The organism is Endozoicomonas sp. SCSIO W0465, assembly GCF_023716865.1.
Taxonomy (GTDB): Bacteria; Pseudomonadota; Gammaproteobacteria; order Pseudomonadales; family Endozoicomonadaceae; genus Endozoicomonas.
In genome coordinates, this window is the sequence record NZ_CP092417.1 from 2,366,281 (window position 1) to 2,388,399 (window position 22,119).

The 22,119-nt window shown below is 51.0% G+C and carries 13 protein-coding genes and 1 pseudogene; 10 read left to right on the forward strand and 4 right to left on the reverse strand.

What is annotated here, in order from left to right:
- Nucleotides 1-128: 128 nt before the first annotated feature.
- The 3 genes from glgC to glgB are packed head-to-tail and all read left to right on the forward strand — an operon-like array spanning nucleotide 129 to nucleotide 4,748.
- Nucleotides 129-1,286, forward strand: coding sequence for a glucose-1-phosphate adenylyltransferase (gene glgC / locus MJO57_RS10220; protein ID WP_252025073.1), 1,158 nt, complete (start codon nucleotides 129-131; stop codon nucleotides 1,284-1,286).
- The gene (locus tag MJO57_RS10225) at nucleotides 1,276-2,724 is read left to right on the forward strand and encodes a glycogen synthase (RefSeq protein WP_252025075.1); all 1,449 of its coding nucleotides are present in this window, start codon (nucleotides 1,276-1,278) and stop codon (nucleotides 2,722-2,724) included. The genes glgC and MJO57_RS10225 overlap by 11 nt, the downstream gene beginning before the upstream one ends.
- Nucleotides 2,721-4,748, forward strand: a complete 2,028-nt coding sequence (gene glgB, locus MJO57_RS10230) for a 1,4-alpha-glucan branching protein GlgB (protein WP_252025077.1) — start codon at nucleotides 2,721-2,723, stop codon at nucleotides 4,746-4,748. The genes MJO57_RS10225 and glgB overlap by 4 nt, the downstream gene beginning before the upstream one ends.
- Here the strand turns inward: glgB and MJO57_RS10235 are convergent.
- Both MJO57_RS10235 and MJO57_RS10240 read right to left on the reverse strand, forming a co-directional pair.
- Entirely contained in the window at nucleotides 4,718-5,200 is a 483-nt protein-coding gene (locus tag MJO57_RS10235) for an IS1595 family transposase (RefSeq protein ID WP_252026893.1), read from the reverse strand. The two genes, glgB and MJO57_RS10235, sit on opposite strands and share 31 nt — an antisense overlap.
- Nucleotides 5,169-5,657: a transposase gene (locus MJO57_RS10240; protein WP_252018121.1), complete on the reverse strand. Its 489-nt coding sequence runs from the start codon at nucleotides 5,655-5,657 to the stop codon at nucleotides 5,169-5,171. The genes MJO57_RS10235 and MJO57_RS10240 overlap by 32 nt, the downstream gene beginning before the upstream one ends.
- 86 nt (nucleotides 5,658-5,743) lie before the next feature.
- On the opposite strand from MJO57_RS10240, the pseudogene MJO57_RS10245 reads away from it, so the two are divergent.
- Nucleotides 5,744-5,986 (forward strand): annotated as a pseudogene (locus MJO57_RS10245) (alpha amylase C-terminal domain-containing protein); the annotation flags it as partial.
- Nucleotides 5,987-6,037: 51 nt separating this feature from the next.
- Here MJO57_RS10245 and MJO57_RS10250 read toward each other — a convergent pair.
- Nucleotides 6,038-6,676, reverse strand: a complete 639-nt coding sequence (locus MJO57_RS10250) for a DUF2726 domain-containing protein (protein ID WP_252025081.1) — start codon at nucleotides 6,674-6,676, stop codon at nucleotides 6,038-6,040.
- Between the two features lie 398 nt (nucleotides 6,677-7,074).
- Entirely contained in the window at nucleotides 7,075-7,377 is a 303-nt protein-coding gene (locus MJO57_RS10255; protein ID WP_305881912.1) for a cold shock domain-containing protein, read from the reverse strand.
- 545 nt (nucleotides 7,378-7,922) lie between these two features.
- Here MJO57_RS10255 and MJO57_RS10260 point away from each other — a divergent pair.
- The 6 genes from MJO57_RS10260 (at nucleotide 7,923) to MJO57_RS10285 (ending at nucleotide 22,061) form a co-directional block, all read left to right on the forward strand.
- Nucleotides 7,923-10,337 carry an ankyrin repeat domain-containing protein gene (locus MJO57_RS10260; RefSeq protein WP_252025083.1) on the forward strand — a complete coding sequence of 805 codons (2,415 nt, stop codon included), beginning with the start codon at nucleotides 7,923-7,925 and terminating at the stop codon, nucleotides 10,335-10,337.
- 132 nt (nucleotides 10,338-10,469) lie between these two features.
- Nucleotides 10,470-12,872, forward strand: coding sequence for a hypothetical protein (locus tag MJO57_RS10265; RefSeq protein WP_252025085.1), 2,403 nt, complete (start codon nucleotides 10,470-10,472; stop codon nucleotides 12,870-12,872).
- A 175-nt stretch (nucleotides 12,873-13,047) separates the two neighbouring features.
- On the forward strand, nucleotides 13,048-15,549 hold the full coding sequence (locus tag MJO57_RS10270; RefSeq protein WP_252025087.1) for an ankyrin repeat domain-containing protein: 2,502 nt from the start codon (nucleotides 13,048-13,050) through the stop codon (nucleotides 15,547-15,549).
- Nucleotides 15,550-15,661: 112 nt separating this feature from the next.
- Entirely contained in the window at nucleotides 15,662-16,282 is a 621-nt protein-coding gene (locus MJO57_RS10275) for a hypothetical protein (RefSeq protein ID WP_252025089.1), read from the forward strand.
- 354 nt (nucleotides 16,283-16,636) lie between these two features.
- A complete protein-coding gene (locus MJO57_RS10280; RefSeq protein ID WP_252025091.1) occupies nucleotides 16,637-20,746 on the forward strand; it encodes an ankyrin repeat domain-containing protein in 4,110 nt (1,369 codons plus the stop codon).
- A gap of 307 nt (nucleotides 20,747-21,053) precedes the next feature.
- Nucleotides 21,054-22,061, forward strand: coding sequence for a hypothetical protein (locus MJO57_RS10285; protein WP_252025093.1), 1,008 nt, complete (start codon nucleotides 21,054-21,056; stop codon nucleotides 22,059-22,061).
- The last annotated feature ends 58 nt before the right edge of the window (nucleotides 22,062-22,119 follow it).

Sequence of the window (22,119 nt, forward strand, 5' to 3'; positions counted from 1 at the left end):
TGGGTCAGGGATTGACCTTAATACTTTCAAATCATAATGCAGATAACAGGAAAATCGACCATGGCATCAGTCCTTTCCATGATTCTGGCCGGGGGAGAAGGGGGTCCAGGCTTGCTCCACTTACGGGTATGAGAGCAAAGCCTGCGGTTCCTTTTGGCGGACAATATCGAATCATCGACTTTGTTCTGAGTAATTTTGTGAATTCCGATCTTCACAAGATTTACCTGATTACTCAGTTCAAGTCGCACTCACTGAGCAAGCACCTGCAACGTTGCTGGCGTATTGCCGGTCTGGCGGACAAGTTTATTGATACGCTGCCAGCCCAGATGAATACCGGCAGTGACTGGTACCAGGGCACAGCGGATGCGGTGTATCAAAACCTCAATCACATTGAGTCGCACAACCCTGACCTGGTTTGTGTCTTTGGTGGTGATCATATCTACACCATGGATGTGCGGGATATGGTTCAGTATCACGAGCAGCACAGTGCCGACCTGACCGTTGCTGCGATTCCTGTACCGGTTGATCAGGCTCATCACTTCGGTATTATTGAGGTTGACGAAGATGGTCGTATGATCGGCTTTGCCGAAAAGCCTAAGGATGACGTTAAGACCATTCCCGGAAACCCGGACTTTGTCCTGGCCTCAATGGGTAACTATGTGTTCACTAAGGACTGCCTGGTGAAAGAGCTGCTGGATGATCATGCCAATGAAGAGTCAAACCACGACTTTGGTAAAAACATCATTCCATCCCTCTATCCCCGGGCCAGGGTTATGGTCTATGACTTTTCCAGAAATGCCGTTCCCGGGGGTAAAAACAATGGCTACTGGCGAGATGTGGGTACTCTTGATTCATTCTGGGAAGCGAATATGGATCTGTTGACCGGTGAGCCGCCGATCGACCTGCATAACCAGGACTGGCCAATCCGTACTTATATTCCACCCTATCCACCGGCTCTGATCGCTTTTAACCGTAATGAGCGTGAAGGCCTGATCAACAACTCCATGGTGGGTGTGGGTTGCGTATTCCATGACATCGACATGGATCGCAGTGTGGTAGGTTACAACGTCAAAATCGGAGACAATACCCGCATTACCGAATCGGTTATTCTGCCCAATGTCACCATTGGTGAAGGCGTCGTATTGAACCGGGTGATTGTTGACAAGCGTGTAGAAATTGCACCGGGGACCCGCATCGGTGTTGATCGGGAAGAGGATATGAAACGCTTCAAGGTAACCGATTCCGGGCTGGTGGTTATTCCCAGAGGAGCGAAAGTTGGGTTCTGATTTGAAAATCCTTTTTGCGGTTTCAGAGCTGGCAGGTATTGTCAAAACCGGAGGCCTGGCGGATGTAGCCGGCGCTCTCGGGCCCTGGATGCGCAAGCTCGGAAATGATGTCCGGGTGATTATGCCTGCCTATCGTCAGGCGCTGGAAGCGTTAACAACGGAGGTTGTTGGCGTTGGTGAGGTTTATCCCGGTTCACAGGGCAAAATGGGTTTTGCCATAAGACAGGGGGCGTTTGATGGTGTGCCTGTTTACCTGATAGAGCATAACCATTACTTTGATCGCAGTGGTCTTTACACCCATGAGGGTGAAGGTTTTGGTGATAATACTGAGCGTTTTGCTTTCTTTTGCAAGGCGGCGCTTGAGGCCTGCCAGATATTGAACTTCCGGCCGGATATTATTCATGGCCATGACTGGCAGTCGGCACTTTTGCCTTACTACCTGAAAACCCATAAGTCCGGACATGCTTTCTTTGCCGGCACCCGGACAGTCCTGACCATTCATAATGGTGCCTATCAACAGCATACTGACGCAGCCTTGCTGAGCGTCCTGGGTATCGACCGCCACTGGTATACCCCGGATTTTTTTGAAGATCATGGACATATTAATCTGCTCAAGGGTGGTATTGCCTTTGCGGATAAAATCACTACGGTGAGTCCAAGGTATGCTGAAGAGCTGCAGACAGATCCTGGATCCCATGGTCTGGCCCGGATCATCCGGCGAAGAAAGCAGGATTTTTCCGGTATTCTTAACGGCTGTGATTATCAGGAGTGGAATCCTGAAACGGACACGTTGCTGCCCGCCAATTATTCCCGGCAGGACCTTTCTGGCAAGCAGGTTTGTAAGCAGGCTTTACAGGAACGGTTGCAGTTGCCGGTGATCACCGATAAACCTTTGTACGGTCTGGTTAGCCGCCTTGCCGAGCAGAAAGGTTTTGCCTATCTGATACCAGCCCTGTGGCAGTTTTTACAGGATGATGTTCAGGTCGTTCTCCAGGGATCCGGTGACCGGGCTACCGCTGCTGAACTGAGCCGGTTGGCCGGTGCTTTCCCCGACAAATGCCGTTTTGTTGCGGCTTATGACAACGGGCTGGCACACCTGATTGAAGCAGGTTCTGATTTCTTCCTGATGCCTTCTCTGTTTGAACCCTGTGGCCTCAACCAGATGTACAGTATGAAGTACGGTACTCTGCCCATTGTACGGGCTGTTGGCGGGCTGGTGGACTCAGTCAAAGGCCATGAGTCAGAGGTAGAGGACGCAACCGGATTTATGTTTGGTCCGGCAGACAGTGAGGCGCTGTTGCAGTGTCTCAATCAGACCCTTGCTGTTTATCAGGATGGGCCGTTAATGACTCGGTTGATGGATAATGCCATGTCGGAGTCTTTTACCTGGGAGCAGTCAGCTCTGGATTACCTTGAGGTTTACCGGACCGCGCTATGAATATCGCAGTTTCCCCAACATCTTCGATCCCGACAAGCATCATAACGCCGGTGGTATCGGATCTGGCCAACAGTCAGTGTGCGACCCCTTTTGATGAGCTGGGGTTACACCCTCATCCCGAAGGAAAAGGCCTGATCATTCGTGCCTGGCGCCCCGATGCAACGAGGGTTGAGGTTTTTGATCACCGTACCGGCAAGTTACTGGGCGAGATGAATCGTAATGGAGCAGGTGTGTTTGAGCTGCATCTGCCGAGAAGAAAAAAAACGTTTCTTTACCAATTGGCGATCCATTGGGCCAATGGCCACCGTTTTGTGATTTATGACCCTTACTCTTTTGGGACTTATATTCTCTCCCAGTCAGATATTGAGCCTGAAAGTCTTTATCGACACCTGGGAGCCCGGGTGATTGACCATAAGGTCAATAGCAGACTGAACATACAGGGTGTGCTGTTCAAGGTCTATGCACCCTATGCCCGGTCTGTGGCTATCGTGGGAAGTTTTAATGGTTGGGATGACCGGCTCCATCCAATGGCCAGTGCTGATGATGGTATCTGGCGGTTGTTTGTGCCCGGCGTTCAGCCTGGTGATCAGTATAAATACGCTATCCGTGATTACCATGGCAATCGGTTGCCACTGAAAACTGATCCGTTTGCCCGACATATCGAGCAGTGGCCGGGTCTGGCTTCAGTGGTGCAGGGTAGCGAAAACTATTCCTGGAATGACCGGGTATGGATGAGCCGAAGAAAGGAGAAAGACGACAAGGAACGGCCATTCTCTATCTACGAGGTGCATGCGGGCTCATGGAAAAGGAAAGAGAATAACGACTTCCTGAATTTCCGTGAGCTGGCCGATACGTTGATCCCTTATGTTACTGACCTGGGCTTTACTCATATTGAGTTGCTGCCGGTGTCAGAGCATCCGTTGTTTGAATCCTGGGGTTATCAGCCCGTTGGTCTTTATGCGCCCAGCAGCCGTTATGGTTCGCCAGATGATTTTCGCTATTTTGTGGATCGGTGTCACCAGCAGGGTATTGGCGTCATTCTGGATTGGGTGCCTGCGCACTTCCCCAACGATGAGCATGGGCTTGCCGGGTTTGATGGTTCATCACTTTATGAACATCCAGACCCTCGTCGGGGTTGGCACCCTGACTGGCAAACCTGCATTTATGATTTTGGTAAGCCCTGGGTTCAGGATTTTCTGATCAGTAATGCACTTTACTGGCTGGATGAGTTCCATATTGATGGGCTCCGGGTAGATGCAGTAGCCTCCATGCTGTATCTCGATTACTCACGAAATCACGGTGAGTGGGAAGCCAATATTCACGGTGGTAATGAGAATCTGGAAGCGGTGGCTTTCCTGAAAAAGTTCAATGAAAAGGTACATGCTGCGTTCCCGGATGTGATGACCATTGCGGAGGAATCAACCAGCTGGCCTGGTGTTTCCAAAGCGGTTTCAGAGGGTGGCCTCGGTTTCGATTTCAAATGGAACATGGGGTGGATGAATGACACCCTTGAGTATATGAAGCTCGATCCTGTCTACCGCCAGCACCACCATGGACAGATGACGTTCAGTACGGTCTATGCCTGGAGTGAGCATTTTGTTCTCCCCCTGTCCCATGATGAAGTGGTTCATGGTAAGGGCACCATTTTGACCCGTATGCCGGGTGATGATTGGCAGCGTTTTGCCAACTTGCGGGCTTATCTGGCGTTTATGTATGCTCACCCCGGTAAAAAGCTGCTGTTTATGGGAGCTGAGCTGGGTACCCATAATGAGTGGAATCAGAATGCTGCTCTGGATTGGCATCTGTTGGAGAGTCCGGAGGGGTTTAATGTGGGTATTCAGAAGCTGGTTAAAACCCTTAATCAGCTTCATGGTTCAGAGCCCGCGATGTATGAACGGGATCTTCAAGCGGATGGCTTTGCCTGGACAAGTGGAGATGACAGCAGTCAGAGTGTTCTGGTATTTCGTCGTGGCTCTTTTCCAATTCCAGACTGCTATGTAACCAGCAAGTTGACTAAGGGCTGAAGAAGACTTTTGCCTCTTCGGCCAATATTATGCAAAAACTCAAAAAAGCCAAGGTAAAGGGGTAAAGCCTCTTGGGATATTCCCCTGTGAGGCCTTAGCCACGAGCGTAGAAGTGACCAAAACCCCTCCATAGTATTAACATGCACCTCGTAAATACCGTCTTTGTCATCATCACGAGCATACTCACCTTTGCCGTGACAGACCGTTTTATGTCTGAAGCCCCAGCTTTCAAGGTCATCATAGATGTTGTATTCATCGGTATAAATCTGGCTCTGTGGGGCTACGTGTTTCTTGATAAATGGTTCGATTGTCGCCTTCTTAACGTTCGACAGCATGTTGATAATGACCTGACCTCCCCTTTGAATCATTCCCAATACCGGCGGTTTGTCTTTTTCAAGAGTCCCACGGCCCGGAGCGCCTTTAAGCCTTCTTTTTCTCGGTGGACGATCCAGATTTTTTTAATGCTTCAGGGTGTCCCTTGTGACCAGCTACAATGTAGACCTCGTCGAATTCAACTTCGCCATCAAGAATCACTTCAGGCTTTCGGTCAACAACACCATTTCGTAAGACTGTGGTCATATGGTGTGCATCACTGACACACAGATCAAGTTCCTGAGCTATCTGGCTGTTGGAGACGTTCAGCCCCATTAAATAGAGACAGGCAATCCAGACTTTGAGTGGTCGGTGGTGTCCTGCGAAAACCGTATTTGTCAGGTCATCGAAGTAGCGCTTACAGGACTTACAGTAATAGTGCTGGCACTCTACCTGCACATTGTCGTGTCCATTCTTTTTGACATTCTCAGAATCACAGTGCGGACAGAGAACAGTGCCATCTGGCCAGCGGTTCTCACGGATCATCTCAAAGCAGGTGTCATTACTGATGAGATCTGAGATTCGGCCTATATTCATGGTCAATGCTGGCGATGGCTAATTATATCCACCAAGGATAGTTCAGCAGTTCGGAATTCGAAAAGAGCCTTCGTCGTTATGATAATGAAGGGAACTCAGTGCAGATTATTTGTAATCTGACACCGGTCGTGCGCGAGCATTATCGCATCGGTGTTCCTGGGGCAGGTCGATATTCTGAGGTGTTGAACACCGATGATGTGCGCTTTGGAGGAAGTGGTGTTTCGCCAGGAGAGCGGCTTGAAGCAGAAGAAAGCCCGATGCATCATTTGCCCTACAGTCTAACTCTGACATTGCCGCCTCTGGCCACCCTGATTCTTAAGTCTGCCTGATCGCTCTGAACGGTTCTGGCTTCGTCGAACTGACGTAGCCAGTGCTGCTCATCAGGAGTGAACCATTCTGGCCCCCTTGCAGCTGGGGTAGGTACTGCAAACCCAGCAGCCCAGCCCGGCCTGAGGGCCTTTTTTAAGCGTACGCAGTTTCATGGAGCTATGACATTTTGGGCATTGAGGATCAATCATGGTCTCGACTTCGGCAATCACTTCTCTTGGGGGCGGCAGTTCGTAATCCGGAGTGCCTTCCTCTTCAAATCCACAGCTGGCAAGAACGGTGCGTCTCAATTCGGTAACATCCCGCCAGGGCTTCATGTCATATTCGAGCAGTGGCAGTTCTGCCGCTTCACAGAGCTGACGAAGTAGCTTGAATTTTTTTGAGTTGGACTTTGCATTGTAGGGAATGAGGTTGATCACACAACAGACTTCCATCTTTTTGCGATGATAGAGCACAAAATCAAACCGGTGGTTTCTTTTGATATCAAGTTCCCTTGCGGTGCGTCCGAACTTATCAGATTCAAGAACGTCGCCAACGGGCAAAGAAGGCAAAACCATCAAGTGACTGCGAACAGCAATATCCAGCTGGCCAAAAAAAGCACGTTTATCCTGCTCGAAAAGAAGGGCGTTGGTTTTGGCTTTGAAAGGGCTGAAAGTAAGCCATAGATACCAGGCAATCACTGCAACAATCATCAGGGAGCTGGAAAGAAGGAAGGGGGAACTGTCCATCAGCACTGTACTACCTTGTCTTGGATTTATCAGTCAATGGTTGATGAAAACATGGATCTTTCAAAAGGGTCAATAAGATCATCTCCACGAAAACACAATAAAGATAGCGAAAATCTGTATGACTATTCATAGGCGAATCAGGAAATGCACTTATGGCTTTTTATTAACCAGCATAAACTGAAAAAAGCAGACCTGTTCACCAGCTAATCAGTCAAGGATTCTTTTTATAAAAGGGTGACTGGAAATAATAGCAACAAACAGTCTTTTGACATAATTGGGGTTTCTCCACAACGAAAGTATTGCGGAGAATAACACGCTACTGTCTTTCATTCAAAAGAGCATTCGGGCAGTTCATATCCAGTTTAAACCGGGAATGACTCTTCCTGAGTTGCACTCTGAGTACTTTCGTTGGTAGTGGCATTGCCGTTATCCGGAACGACTTTAGTGGCGATCAGACCTTTAGGGCCGTGACCGATCTCAAAGCTGACAACCTGGCCTGCTTTCAGGGTTTTAAAGCCGTCCATCTCAATAACAGAGTAATGAATGAGAACATCCTGATTCTCTGTTGCTTCTTGAGCCTGGATAAATCCATACCCTTTAGGGTTATTAAACCACTTGACTGTACCTACCAGCATAGCTTCCATTTCCTTCTTGGTCGCTTCCATACAGCTTAAATCCTACAACTATTACATTGAAGGAACTGCTGGGAAACTGCAACCCTTGTTGTTTTATTTTTTGGCATTTTTTTATGGCTATTCATAAAAAGTGTCGTCCTTGCCACTTTATTCCCTTTATCTGTGCTGAAATTCATCTCAATAAATGGAACTGAACCACAGGCTTTCAGAAAAGGTAATTTACAATATAACATCATAAAATATATTTGTAATAGTCCTGTCTTGGCTTTTATCTGCCGATGTCACTGGTTTTTTCAGGTTCTTTCATTGTTGGACAGTGGTCATGTGTTGGCCATAAATCGAAAATCCAATGGTAATGGCCGGAACTAAATTCGCTGTGGTGTGTCTTGCTACCCATGAATACATCACCTTACACTGTTCATCAGGCCGGGTTGTCTGGTGCAAGCTATACCGTTTCATCTGACGACGAGAGCCCTGCAAGATCAATAATCACCTCTGTCATCAGCGGGTCCGTTGAGAGGATGGACTCAGGTGCTGACCAATCGATCTTAACAAGAAATGTACAAAGGGCTGAGGTGGCAGAAACTTTCGGCCGGGAATTATCGCCACAGGGCAGTAGCGAAAGTTCTGTTTGCCCCCCGGATAATAATGCCAAACTGATGTCCACCCACCATCATAACGTTGAGTGTGGGCAGCGGGATTCTCTGCAGAAAGACGGGGAGATTTCCCTGCACCGGGCCGCAAAAGAGGGCAACATTGAGTGCCTGGAAAGGTTGTTACTGGCCACCCCGGGCATTCTGGGTAATAACATTCTGGCCAATAACATTCTGCCCAATAAAAAGAATAACGATGGCTGGACACCTCTGCTCCTTGCTGCCCGTTACGGTCACGTCGGGTGCGTCAAGGCGTTACTGCGTGTGCCCGGTATTCTGGTCAATGAAAAGAACAATAAGGGGCGTACGTCCCTTATGTTGGCTGTCCTTTTCGGTCATCTGGAGTGCGTCAAGGCGTTACTGACGGTTCCCGGCATACTGGTCAACGAGAAAGATTACCATGGCTGGACGTCCCTACGCTATGCAGCCAGAAACAGGCAGAAGGATTGCCTGAAGCTGCTGCTTTATAGCAAGGGAGTGAATATGGTACTTCTGAACGCGGTCCGGGAGGGGCAAACCAGGGTTCTGGAGGAGATACTGGACACACTGAAAACACAGAAGGAACCGGCAAAATCTGAAGCCATCATGCAGGTAATGAATGTGGCTGACCAGAACGGTAAAACTCTGCTGTGCCAAGCTGTACAATTCGGGCACGAAAAAGTAGTCGCCTTGTTTCTGATTGCCTTGAAAGGCCTGCCGGATGAGAAAAAAAACAGAGCTACCATGGCAATGCTGAGTGCTGCAGACAGATTGGGTAGAACACCGTTGTATATGGCTGCTGCTTTTGGCCGGGCTAATATTGTTAGCCAGTTGCTGGTTGCTTTGCATAGACTGGCAAAAACAGAAAAGCCATGGGCCATCGCGGCCCTGATAAACGCAGCCGACCTGTTTGGTAAAACACCTGTTTCGCAAGCTCGTTCTTTCGGGCATTTCCAGATCGAAAACCAGCTGGCCAGAGCCTTCCCGAATGCAGTCTGCACAGGGGGAACAACAAGCGATGCACACACTGTCGTCGTGCTTTTCAACGATTCCCTATTACGCCTGAAAACATTGCCGAAAGAGACGAAACTGAATACGGTCATGGCCGTGCTTGATCATGCCAGAGAAGACGTGCTATTGGATCTGGATGTGAATACTCTGGAAAGTCACCACCCGCTGGTGGCTGACATACTGGCGGCTCTGATAAAGTTGCCAGAAGTACCAGAAGACGTTTCAAGGAATGATGCAATACTCCAGGTCATGGATTGCCTCTGTGAGGACGGTGAAGCCGGACTTTCCTATACCTATGTGGCCAGCGAAGGGCAAGAGCAGGTAACGGTACTTCTGAAGGCTTTCCCTATCCTGAGTGCTGCACGGAACGGACAAACGGCCATTGTCGCCCGGATTTTGAGTATTTTGGAGACCTGGCCTGAATCTCAACGTTGCCTGGCAGTCATGACGGTGATGAGGGTCTCCGAAAAAGACTGGGGAACAGGGCTCCTCATGGTTGGCCAGAGAGATCAATGGGAGGTAGTGCCACATTGGCGGAAAAACATGAACCGAATGTCGGAACATGAAAGCACTAATCCCATCCGGAAGGTGATGCATGCCGTGAACGTGCATGGAGTAACACCGCTGCATTGGGCTGCTTGCCGCGGGCATTACCAGGTTGTGGCGCAATTGCTGAATGCTGTGGGCAGACTGCCAGCAACAGAAAGACTGAAAACCTTCACCTCTGTGGTAAGTGCCACCGACCGAAATGGAAACACTGCCCTTTATTGGGCTGCTTTCGAAGGGCACGAAGAAGTGGTAATGCAATTCCTGATTACTTTGGATGACTTCCCGGAAGCAGAACAAATAGCTGTCTTTGAAGCAATGGCAGGCGTGCTCGACACACACAATAGATCACCGCTGTTTGCAGCTGTCGATAACGGCTACGAGATAATCGTTGATCAGTTGATTCAGGCTTTCCCGCTCCTGAGTGCAGTCCTTGGCAGGCATAACAAAAGTGTGGAGCAGTTCATGCAAGCGTTGGCAGCGTTACCGGGGGCAGCAAGGTGTTCTGCCATCATGGCGGCAATAAAGGCAACCCGGGCAGACGGAGCAACACCGTTGTATATTGCAGCCAGTCAGGGAAATATCGAGATGATCGAGCTGTTGTTGGGCGCTGTGTCTACCCTGCTGGCTGATGGCAAGCGCCAGGAAGTCAGGGCAGTGCTGTACTCTGCCTGCAGGGTTGAACAAGAGGGTGGGGCCATAATGGAGATATCACCGCTCAGAATCGCTGCCAGCAACCGGCATGATCAGGCTGTGAAGTTGCTACTGGAGGCGATACGGAAGTTATTTGTCATTATATGACAATTGCCTTTTAAAGGAAGCTATTAAAATTCTCTGGCAATAATTAAATCGTCTAATTCAATGTTGGAACTCTATCCTGTGGCAGCACTCTGAACCCTGATATTGAACCTTAAAGCCCAGGAGAAACCGGCTATGCATATGCCATCAATGCCTGCCCCGAGCGCCACTGTGTCCCCACTGCAATTTCATGGAGAGGGTGACAGTGCCAGTGCAGCCCCGGTCAAGTATGATCGCTGGACGATCAGTTTAAGCGCAATCGACACTTTCCTGCGGGGCAAGGAGCGTGAGGCAGTTGAGAATATCGCCGAGCGTATGTGCCGAAGGGCAGAACACCAGCAGGGTAAGAAATCCTTCAATTTGAGTAACCTGAAAAAAGATTTTGGTACCTTCGGGCTACCGTTGGATGGTACCCAGGGACGCAGCCAGGAACAAAAGGTCAGGATTGTGACGGGCCTGATCCTCAGGCTCCAGACTGAAGCAAACAGTGGTATTGCGGATCGGCCCCTGGGGCACAGTTTTTGCGCGCTGATGAAAAAATCAGAAAGCTCTATCGCGGAGGGGATGCAGCAGTTGCTTGATGAAGTCAACGGCCATATTGCCGGCGAGCCGGTTACCGGGGGGGCATCCCATGAAGGTGTTGGCGAGGGTGTCAGTAATGGTGCTGGCAAAATCGTGGCAGAAGACGGTGTCTTGCCGGCATTCAGTGGGTCTCCTGCCGGTCAACCCGATCCGGCAGCACCACCGCTGGCACCGCCGCCCTCCTATGATGCCTTATCCCTTGAGACCGGCACAAAGCTGGCGTATCTGGGTGCTCAAATTGACCGTTTGCAGGGGGAACCCTGGGCGGATGATCAGGTAACAGAGTGTCGAAATCAGATGCAGTGGATCAAAGCAGAACTGGCCAGTCTGGAACCGTTGGGGCGTAAACATTATTCCGGAAAATTCAGCGAGGTCGGCAAGCAATTTGAGGAGCTTCAGGTTAAGGATTTTCACCGTCGTCTGGATCAGCTGGAAGATGCTGATATAGGGAGCAGCAGGGATATACAGTCGATTGAGCGGGACATTGCCAGGCTATCCCGGTCCGTCGGTGAATTGGCGCTTGCCGGTGAGGAACAGCGTCTGCAGCTGGTGGAGCGTCTGGAATCATTCAGTCGCCAGCTGGGCGATATGAAAACGTATTTCGGTATTCTCAATGATATTGAAGCGTTGACCACCGACCTTAATGATTTCAAATACAGTAAGCACAAAGCGCTGCCCGATACTGACCAGATTATGGATTTTTTTAACCATATAGAAGACAGGTTAAGCCAGATAAGTACCTTGATTGATAGTCAGCCTGCGGGATTACAACGGACTGAATTGCTAGAGCAAGAGAGTCAGCTCAGGGATTTATTCAATACCAGCAAACAAGCAGTTAAGCGACAGAAGATTAATAATATCGAGCAGTTAATAAAAACCCAGGAGCTTAATAATGAGAAGGGTGCAGCCCTGAATGAAGATGTGCTGATGCAAGCTGACGATCAATTACACGATCTCAAAGTGTTAATGAGCCGATTGTCCATGGAGGAGCAAGAGGGTGGATTGTTCAAAGACCTGAAGGGCAGGCTGGCAGCGTTGAATCTGGTTAGTCAGGGAGCAGACGGGCAGGCAGCAATATCAAAAGCAATGTTGTCAAACTTTGGCCCTGTAAGCGACATTATCGAAAACCTGGATGCTGCTGAAGCGTTGATTACCACGTCAGAAAGCGACCCGTACGGCTTTAATGAACAACGTGCAGAACAAGCCAAGGGGTATCTTGATGAGGCAGTAGCCCGGTGCGAAACAATACGTGACAGGGCGCAACGTCAGGAATTATTGGGTAGACACCGGAATATGGGCCTCAGGCTGCAGAAAATAGCAGAACAGAAAGGCGAGATTGTTCAGAAAAAAGTTAAAGAACTCTTCGATAAAGCGCGCACCACCATGGACTTTTTTTCCGGTCACCCGGGACAAGACGAGGTAGCAGAAGTGGACGCGCTGTTTGAGCAGGCAAGAATAGAGCTTAAAGCATTGAGCGGTAGTCATTATGACACGGTTCGGGCAGGGCTTCGTTCCCAATTCAATGAACTGAAGGAAAAGCTGCAACCCTACAAGGGTAATATCAGTGACAGTCAACAAACCACTGCGACCAACAGTGAGGTTAATCAGAGGATAGAGCTTGTTAAAAAAGAGTGTAATGATTACTGGAAAGAATACGGTCGTCAATCTAAAGATCTGGAGGAACAGGTTCTGAAATGTTCCCAATCAGCCCACCCCGGGGAACTGCGCATAGATAAATTGAAAGATCTCAGAAAATTTTATGAAAAATCATTAGAAACAGCAAAAGTACTGAGGTTTGAAAAACTCTCTGGCCTACCCGCTTTGGAAAATGAACGTCTATCGCTTAATGATAATATTGACCAGATGCGCACGCGGATCAACGTTCTGAACCAAAGGCTGAAGCAAGAGCAGGAGCAGGAGCAGGTGGCAAAACGATCGGGTTGTACGCAATCCTGAATCGGCAGGATAAGGCGATGCAGTTGCTACTAACTGACAGTGCAAGCAGTGCAGGAAAGTTTTACTACCGATACAGCCCGTTGATCCTGAGCGAAGTCGCAGGACAGGAGCACTGCACTTCGACTCCGTTTAACTATAGCTGCAACTGATTTCACTCTGGCCTGCCGTGCAACCCATGAATATACCACCCTACACTGCCCATCAAACCGGGTTGGCCGGTGCAGGCTTTACCGTTTCAACTGACGACGGAAGCCCTGTAAGGCCAGTAACCCCCCCTGTTATAAGCGGGTCCATTGAGGGGATGGACCCGGTTGCTGGTCAATCGATCTTAACAAGAAATGTACAAAGGGCTACGGTGGCAGCACTGCCTGTCTCTGACACCAGCATTCATCCAGACCGGTCAAACCCTCTGAATGAACCACCGATACTGGCCGCCTGTCGCTACAACCGGATTGCCTGGTTACAGGAGTTGCTGGCGGGAGACCCGGCGTTAGCTTATCGGGTAGCGGCATCCGGTTTGTCAGGCAAGAATTGGGTATACCCGCTGTATGTCGCTGCCTATAAAGGGCACATCGACTGCCTGCAAGCCCTGATCGCTGCCGGGGCGGATCTCAATGCTGCTAATAAGAATGGCGACACACCGCTTTACATCGCTGCCCAGAATAGGCACATCGACTGCCTGCAAGCCCTGATCGCTGCAGGGGCGGATCTCAATGCCGCTACTAGATATGGCTTCACCCCGCTGTACATCGCAGCTGCCCGGGAAGGGCACATCGACTGCCTGCAAGCCCTGATCGATGCCGGGGCGGATCTCAATGCCGCTACTAAGAATGGCTGCACCCCGCTGTACATGGCTGCCCAGGAAGGGCTCATCGACTGCCTGCAAGTCCTGATCGATGCCGGGGCGGATCTTAATGCCGCTACCAGCAATGGTTGGACCCCGCTGCACACCGCTGCCGATCAAGGGCTCATCGACTGTCTGCAAGCCCTGATCGTTGCTGGGGCGGATCTAAATCTCGCTCCAGTGGATGGCTTCACCGCACTGTACGCGGCTGCCCGTAACGGCCATGTGGAGTGCTTAAAACTGTTGATTGCTAGCAAGGCAATGAAAACCACGCTTCTGGCCGCTGCTCAGGGCGGACAAACCAATGTTCTGGCGGAGATATTAGCCAACCTGAGTATACTGGAGGAACCCGACAAATCTGAGGTTATCCTGCTGGTTCTGAATATGGCCGACCCGGACGGTAGAACTCAGTTGTTTTGGGCTGCACAATTCGGACACATAAAAGTAGTAGACCAGTTTCTGGATGCCCTGAATGGTCTACCGGAGGAGAAAAAGCCCGGTTCTATCAGGGCGGTACTGGGTGCGGCAGACCGATTCGGCAGAACACCGCTTTATATGGCTGCTGCTTTTGGTCACGATAAGATTGTCACCCGGTTGCTGGCTGCCCTGACAAAAACACAAACGCCAGATACCATCGCTGCCCTGGTAAACGCCGCTGATCTGTTTAGGAAAACACCTGTCGTGCAAGCTCGCTCCGGGGGGCATTCCGGGATTACAAGCCTGTTGATCAGAGCCTCGTCAGGTGCGGTCTACTCAGAGGGGGAAATAAGAGATGCACACACTGCTGTTGAGCTTTTCAACGATACCCTTTTGCGCCTGAATACAGTGTCAGAATCAGCGAGGCTGACTGCTGTTATGGCAGTGCTTTATCATGCCAGAGAAGACGTACTGTTAACGCTAGATGTGGCCGATCTGGAACGATACGACACCCTGGTAGTTGAGTTACTGGCGGCCCTGAAAAGGTGCCCGGAAGCACCCGGAGACGCATCAAGGAATCATGCCATCCTCCAGCTTATGGACTGCCTCTGTGCGGCGGGGGAAACCGGGTTTTCATATAGTTATGTGGCCAACCAGGGGCAAGAACAGGTGGCGGAACTTCTGCAGGCTTTCCCCATCCTGAGTGCTGCCCGGAACGGGCAAACCGATATTGTCGACCGGATAGTGAAAATTCTGGCGACCTGGCCTGAATCTAAACGGTGTCAGGCCGTCACCACGGCAATGACTCTCTCCGGCAACGACGGGGGAACAGCGCTTCATGTGGCTGCTGGCTCTGGCCAGAGCAAAGTTGTTGAGCAAATCCTGAATAAGTTAGCAAGCTTCCCGGAAGCAGAACAAGTTGCTGTCTTCGGAGCACTGGTAGGCGCAGTCGATACACGCAATAGATCGCCACTGAAAGTAGCTATGGATTCCGGCTACGGGGAAATTGTCAATCAGCTGACTCAGGCCATCCCACTCCTGAGTGCGGTAGCAGGCGGGCATAATAAAAGCGTGGAGCAGTTCATGCGGGCGTTGCAAGCATTACCAGAGGGAGCGATAAGGTGTTCTGCCATTACAGCGGTACTCAAGAGAGCCCGGCCAGAGGGAGCAACACCGTTGTATATTGCAGCCAGCCTGGGAAATATTGAGGTAATAAAGCTGTTGTTGGGCGCGGTGGATACGCTCCTGACCGATGGAAAACGTAGAGAAGCGCGAGAAGTGCTGTACTCTGCCTGCCGGGTTGAAGAAGAGGGTGGAGCCATTGGGAAAACCCCGCTTATGATCGCTGCCGAAAAACTGCATGATGAGGCTGTGATGTTGTTACTGGAGGCGATACGGAAGTTATTCAGTATTTAATAAATGTCGTTTAAGTCGTTTAAAAAGTGGCTATCAATATCCCTCGGCAATAATTAAATCGTCTAATCCAATGTTGGAACTTTGTCTTGTGGCAAAACTCTGAATTCTGATATTGAACCTTGGAGTCGCGAAGAAACTCTTCGATAAAGCGCGCACTACCATGGACTTTTTTTCCGGTCACCCGGGACAAGACGAGGTAGCAGAAGTGGACGCGCTGTTTGAGCAGGCAAGAATAGAGCTTAAAGCATTGAGCGGCAGTCATTATGACACGGTCCGGGCAGGGCTTCGTTCCCAATTCAATGAACTGAAGGAAAAGCTGCAACCCTACAAGGGTGATATCAGTGACAGTCAACAAACCACTGCGACCAACAGTGAGGTTAATCAGAGGATAGAGCTTGTTAAAAAAGAGTGTAATGATTACTGGAAAGAATACGGTCGTCAGTCTAAAGATCTGGAGGAACAGGTTCTGAAATGTTCCCAATCAGCCCACCCCGGGGAACTGCGCATAGATAAATTGAAAGATCTCAGAAAATTTTATGAAAAATCATTAGAAACAGCAAAAGTACTGAGGTTTGAAAAACTCTCTGGCCTACCCGCTTTGGAAAATGAACGTCTATCGCTTAATGATAATATTGACCAGATGCGCACACGGATCAACGTTCTGAACCAAAGGCTGAAGCAAGAGCAGGAGCAGGAGAATGTGGCAAAACGATCGGGTTGTACGCAGTCCTGAATCGGCGGATAAGGCTATGCAGTTGCTACTAACTCACAGTGCAAGCAGTGCAAGAAAGCTTTGTTACCCATACAGCCCGTTCATCCTGAGCGGAGTCGCAGGACAGGAGTACTGCACTTCGACTCCGCTTAATACAGCCGCAATTGATATTTATTCTGGCCTGCCTTGCAACCGATGAATATACCACCCTACACTGCCCACCAAGCCGGGTTGGCCGGTGCAGGCTGTACCGTTGCAACTGACGACGGCAGCCCTGTAAGGCCAGTAACCCTCCCTGTTATAAGCGGGTCCATTGAGGGGATGGACCCGGTTGCTGGCCAATCGATTTTAACAAGAAATGTACAAAGGGCGACGGTGGCAGAGACTTTTGGCCGGGAATCATCGCAACATAACAACACCGTAAGTACCATGACCTCCCCGGATAACCAGGCCAAACGGACAACCACCCACCCGCACGAAAAACTGCAAAGCCCGCTGACAGCACGACCTGTCTCTGACACCAGCATTCATCCAGACCGGTCAAACCCTCTGAATGAACCACCGATACTGGCCGCTTGTCGCCACAACCGGATTGCCTGGTTACAGGAGTTACTGGCGGGAGACCCGGCGTTAGCTTATCGGGCAGCGGTATCGGGTTTGCCAGGTGAGAGTTGGGTATACCCGCTCTGTGTCGCTGCCCGGGAAGGGCATGAGCAAGCCGTGGAGCAGTTGCTGGCTGCCCTGGATCGACTGCCTGAGGGACAAAGGCCCGGTGGTTCTAACCTGGCTGTTATCAATGCGGCCGACAGGCTGGGAAGAACCCCGCTCCACCTGGCTGCTCACGAAGGGCATAACAAGGTGGTGGAGCAGTTGCTGAAAGCTGTGGACGGACTGCCGGAAACCAAAAGGTCCACAGCCTTTCAAAGGTTATTGAATGCCACTGACAATGATGGGAATACCCCGCTCCAGCTTGCCTGCCAACAAAACCACAATAGCGTTGCGCTTTTGCTGCAGGATGCACTGAATGAAGTTCAGTCCGCCGGTTTGGTTAATCCAACAGCACAGGTGGAAGAAACTAACGAGTCGGGGTATCCACTGCATCGGGCCGTCATGAACAACGAGAGAGAACGGCTGATATCTCTACTCTCCATCGGAGACGTGGATCTCAATGTCGTTACCAGGACTGGTAGCACTCCGCTTTACATCGCTGCCGAGAATGGGTACATCAACTGCCTGCAAGCCCTGATCACTGCCGGGGCGGATCTTAATGCCGCTAATGAAGATGGCGACACCCCGCTGTACATCGCTGCCCGGAAAGGGCGCATCGACTGCCTGGAAGCCCTGATCGCTGCCGGGGCGGATCTCAATGCCTCTAATGATGATGGCGACACCCCGCTGTACATCGCTGCCCGGAAAGGGCGTATCGACTGCCTGCAAGCCCTGATCGCTGCCGGGGCGGATCTCAATGCTGCTACTAAGTATGGCGTCACCCCGCTGTACATCGCTGCCGAGAAAGGGCACATCGACTGCCTGCAAGCCCTGATCGCTGCTGGGGCGAATCTCAATGCCGCTACTAAGAATGGCTCCACACCGCTTTTCATCGCTGCCCAGAATGGGCACATCGGCTGCCTGCAAGCCCTGATCGCTGCCGGGGCGAATCTCAATGCCGCTACTAAGAATGGCAGAACCCCGCTGCACATCGCTACCCAGAGTGGGCACATCGACTGCCTGCAAGCCCTGATCGCTGCCGGGGCGGATCTCAATGCCGCTAATAAGAATGGCTCCACACCACCGCTTTTCATCGCTGCCCAGAATGGGCACATCGGCTGCCTGCAAGCCCTGATCGATGCCGGGGCGGATCTCAATGCCGCTACGGTGGATGGCGTCACCCCGCTGTACATGGCTGCCCAGAATGGGCACATCGGCTGCCTGCAAGCCCTGATCGCTGCCGGGGCGAATCTCAATGCCGCTAATAAGAATGGCTCCACACCGCTTTTCATCGCTGCCCAGAATAGGCACATCGGCTGCCTGCAAGCCCTGATCGCTGCTGGGGCGGATCTCAATGCTGCTTATAAGAATGGCGCCACACCGCTTTACATCGCTGCCCAGAATGGGCACATCGGCTGCCTGCAAGCCCTGATCGCTGCCGGGGCGGATCTCAATGCTGCTACTAATGGCTACACCCCGCTGTACATGGCTGCCCAGAATGGGCACATCGACTGCCTGCAAGCCCTGATCGATGCCGGGGCAGATCTCAATGCCGCTACTAAGGATGGCGTCACCCCGCTGTCCATCGCTGCCGAGTATGGGCACATCGACTGCCTGCAAGTCCTGATCGATGCCGGGGCGGATCTTAATGCCGCTGATGGCGTCACCCCGCTGTTCATAGCTGCCTATAAAGGACACATCGACTGCCTGCAAGCCCTGATCGATGCCGGGGCGGATCTCAATGCCGCTGCCGCTACTGATTGGGGCGAAACCCCGCTGTCCATCACTGCCTGGAAAGGGCATATCGACTGCCTGCAAGCCCTGACTGATGCCGGGGCGGTTCTCAATGCTGCTGACCTTATTACCTTGCTGTACACGGTTGCCCGTAACGGCCATGTGGAGTGCTTAAAACTGTTGATTGCTAACAAGGCAATGAAAACCACGCTTCTGGCCGCTGCTCAGGGCGGACAAACCAAGGTTCTGGCGGAGACAGTAGCCAACCTGAGTATACTGGAGGAACCCGACAAATCTGAGGTTATTCTGCTGGTTCTGAATATGGCCGACCCGAACGGTAGAACTCAGTTGTTTTGGGCTGCACAATTCGGACACATAAAAGTTGTAGACCAGTTTCTGGATGCCCTGAATGGATTACCCGAGGAGAACAAGCCCGGGGCTATCAGGGCGGTACTGAGCGCGGCAGACCGATTCGGCAGAACACCGCTTTATATGGCTGCTGCTTTTGGTCACAATAAGATTGTTACCCGGCTGCTGGCTGCCCTGGCAAAAACACAAACGCCAGATACCATCGCTGCCCTGGTAAACGCCGCTGATCTGTTTGGGAAAACACCTGTCGCGCAAGCTCGCTCCGGGGGGTATTCCAGGATTACACGCCTGTTGACCAGAGCCTTGCCAGGTGCGGTCTACACAGAGGGGGAAACAAGAGATGCACACACTGCTGTTGAGCTTTTCAACGATGCCCTTTTGCGCCTGAATACATTGTCAGAATCAGCGAGGCTGACTGCTGTTATGGCAGTGCTTTATCATGCCAGAGAAAACGTGCTTTCAACGCTGGATGTGGCCGATCTGGAAAGATACGACACACTGGTAGTTGAGTTACTGGCGGCCCTGAAAAGGCTACCAGAAGCACTCGGAGACGCATCAAGGAATCATGACATCCTCCAGCTCATGGATTGCCTCTGTGAGGCGGGGGAAACCGGGTTTTCATATAGTTATGTGGTCAACGAAAGGCAAGAACAGGTATCGGAACTTCTGCAGGCTTTCCCCATCCTGAGTGCTGCCCGGAACGGGCAAACCGATATTGTCGACCGGATACTGAAAATTCTGGCGACCTGGCCTGAATCTAAACGGTGTCAGGCCGTCACCACGGTAATGACGCTCTCCGGCAACGACGGGGGAACAGCGCTTCACCTGGCTGCCTGGAGCGATCAACAGGCGGTTGTGGCACACTTTCTGGAAGCTCTGGACAGAATAACGAAATCTGAAAGGCGTGATGCAATCCCAACGGTGATGCTTGCCGTGGACGCACATCGAGCAACACCGCTGCATTGGGCTGCTTTCAAAGGGCATCACGAGGTTGCAGGGCTATTGCTGGATGTGTTGGGCAAACTGCCGGAAACCGAAAGGCTTGAAGTTTTCACTGCTGTGGTGAATGCCGCTGACCAAAATGGGGCCACTGTGCTTCATGTTGCGGCTGGCTTTGGCCAGAGCAAAGTTGTTGAGCAAATCCTGAATAAGTTAGCAAGCTTCCCGGAAGCAGAACAAGTTGCTGTCTTCGGAGCACTGGTGGGCGCAGTCGATACACGCAATAGATCGCCACTGAAAGTAGCTATGGATTCCGGCTACGGGCAAATTGCCAATCAGCTGACTCAGGCCCTCCCACTCCTGAGTGCGGTAGCAGGCGGGCATAATAAAAGCGTGGGGCAGTTCATGCGGGCGTTGCAAGCATTACCAGCAGCGAAAAGGTCTTCTGCCATTACAGCGGTACTTAAGAGAGCCCGGCCAGAGGGAGCAACACCGTTGTATATTGCAGCCAGCCTGGGAAATATTGAGGTAATAAAGCTGTTGTTGGGCGCGGTGGATACGCTCCTGATCGATGGAAAGCGCAAAGAAGCGAGAGAAGTGCTGTACTCTGCCTGCCGGGTTGAAGAAGAGGGTGGAGCCATTGGGAAAACCCCGCTTATGATTGCTGCTGAAAAACTGCATGATGAGGCTGTGCCGTTGCTACTGAAGGCGATACGGAAGTTATTCAGTATTTAATAAATGTCGTTTAAGTGATTTAAAAAATGGCTATCAACCTCCCCCGGCAATAATTAAATCGTCTAATCCAATGTTGGAACTTTGTCTTGTGGCAAAACTCTGAACTCTAATATTGAACCTTGGAGTCGGGAAGAAACTGGCCATGCATATGCCATCAATGCCTGCCGAAAGAAGGCCTGCCCAAAGCACAGCGGTGTCCCAACCCCAATTTCATGGCGGTCATAAGGGCGGAAGTGCCAGCACAGCCCCGGTAAAGTTTGATCGCTGGACTATCGGTCTAAGCACCATTGACAGTTTCTTACGAGGTATGGGGCGTGAGGCGGTTGAGAATATCGCCGAGCGTATGTGCCGAAGGGCAGAGCGCCAGCAAGGTGCGAAGTCCTTCAATTTGAGTAACCTGAAAAAAGACTTTGATGCCTGTGGGCTGCCGGTGGATGATAGTCAGGGGCGCAGCCAGGAGCAAAAGGTCAGGATCGTGACTGGCCTGATCCTCAGGCTTCAGACTGAAGCAAACAGTGGTATTGCGGATCGGCCCTTGGGGCACGGTTTTTGCGTGCTGATGAAAAAATCAGAGAGCACCATTGCTGAAGGGATGCAGCAATTGCTTGATGAAGTCAACGGTCATGTTGCCAGTGAGCCGATTTCCGGGGGCAAGAAAGCAGTGTTGAATCTGGCTAATCGGGGAGCTGATGGGCAGGCAGCAATATCAAAAGCACCATTGTCAAACTCTGGCCCTGTAAGCGACATTATCGAAAACCTGGATGCTGCTGAAGCGTTGATTAACACTGCAGAAAGCGACCCATACGGCTTTAATGAACAACGTGCAGCACAAGCCAAGGGGTATCTTGATGAGGCAGTAGCCCGGTGCGAAACAATACGTGACAGGGCGCAACGTCAGGAATTATTGGGTAGACACCGGAATATGGGCCTCAGGCTGCAGAAAATAGCAGAACAGAAAGGCGAGATTGTTCAGAAAAAAGTTAAAGAACTCTTCGATAAAGCGCGCACTACCATGGACTTTTTTTCCGGTCACCCGGGACAAGACGAGATAGCAGAAGTGGACGCGCTGTTTGAGCAGGCAAGAATAGAGCTTAAAGCATTGAGCGGCAGTCATTATGACACGGTCCGGGCAGGGCTTCGTTCCCAATTCAATGAACTGAAGGAAAAGCTGCAACCCTACAAGGGTAATATCAGTGACAGTCAACAAACCACTGCGACCAACAGTGAGGTTAATCAGAGGATAGAGCTTGTTAGTTCCCATCCAAAAACTATAGCCCTTGGGCCACGTAGCCTACAGAGATTTGACGTGCTCTGAATTTACAGGAAAATCACATCAACTCCGCTGTAGCCCCCGAAAACTGGTTGAAAAAGGC

Excerpts from the sequence above, each read along its gene's own strand:
- glgC (WP_252025073.1), top strand. The coding sequence starts at position 129 with ATGAGAGCAAAGCCTGCGGTTCCTTTTGGCGGACAATATCGAATCATC.
- glgB (WP_252025077.1), top strand. The coding sequence starts at position 2,721 with ATGAATATCGCAGTTTCCCCAACATCTTCGATCCCGACAAGCATCATA.
- MJO57_RS10240 (WP_252018121.1), bottom strand. The coding sequence starts at position 5,657 with ATGAATATAGGCCGAATCTCAGATCTCATCAGTAATGACACCTGCTTT.
- MJO57_RS10250 (WP_252025081.1), bottom strand. The coding sequence starts at position 6,676 with ATGATTGTTGCAGTGATTGCCTGGTATCTATGGCTTACTTTCAGCCCT.
- MJO57_RS10255 (WP_305881912.1), bottom strand. The coding sequence starts at position 7,377 with ATGGAAGCGACCAAGAAGGAAATGGAAGCTATGCTGGTAGGTACAGTC.
- MJO57_RS10265 (WP_252025085.1), top strand. The coding sequence starts at position 10,470 with ATGCATATGCCATCAATGCCTGCCCCGAGCGCCACTGTGTCCCCACTG.
- MJO57_RS10270 (WP_252025087.1), top strand. The coding sequence starts at position 13,048 with ATGAATATACCACCCTACACTGCCCATCAAACCGGGTTGGCCGGTGCA.
- MJO57_RS10285 (WP_252025093.1), top strand. The coding sequence starts at position 21,054 with ATGGGGCGTGAGGCGGTTGAGAATATCGCCGAGCGTATGTGCCGAAGG.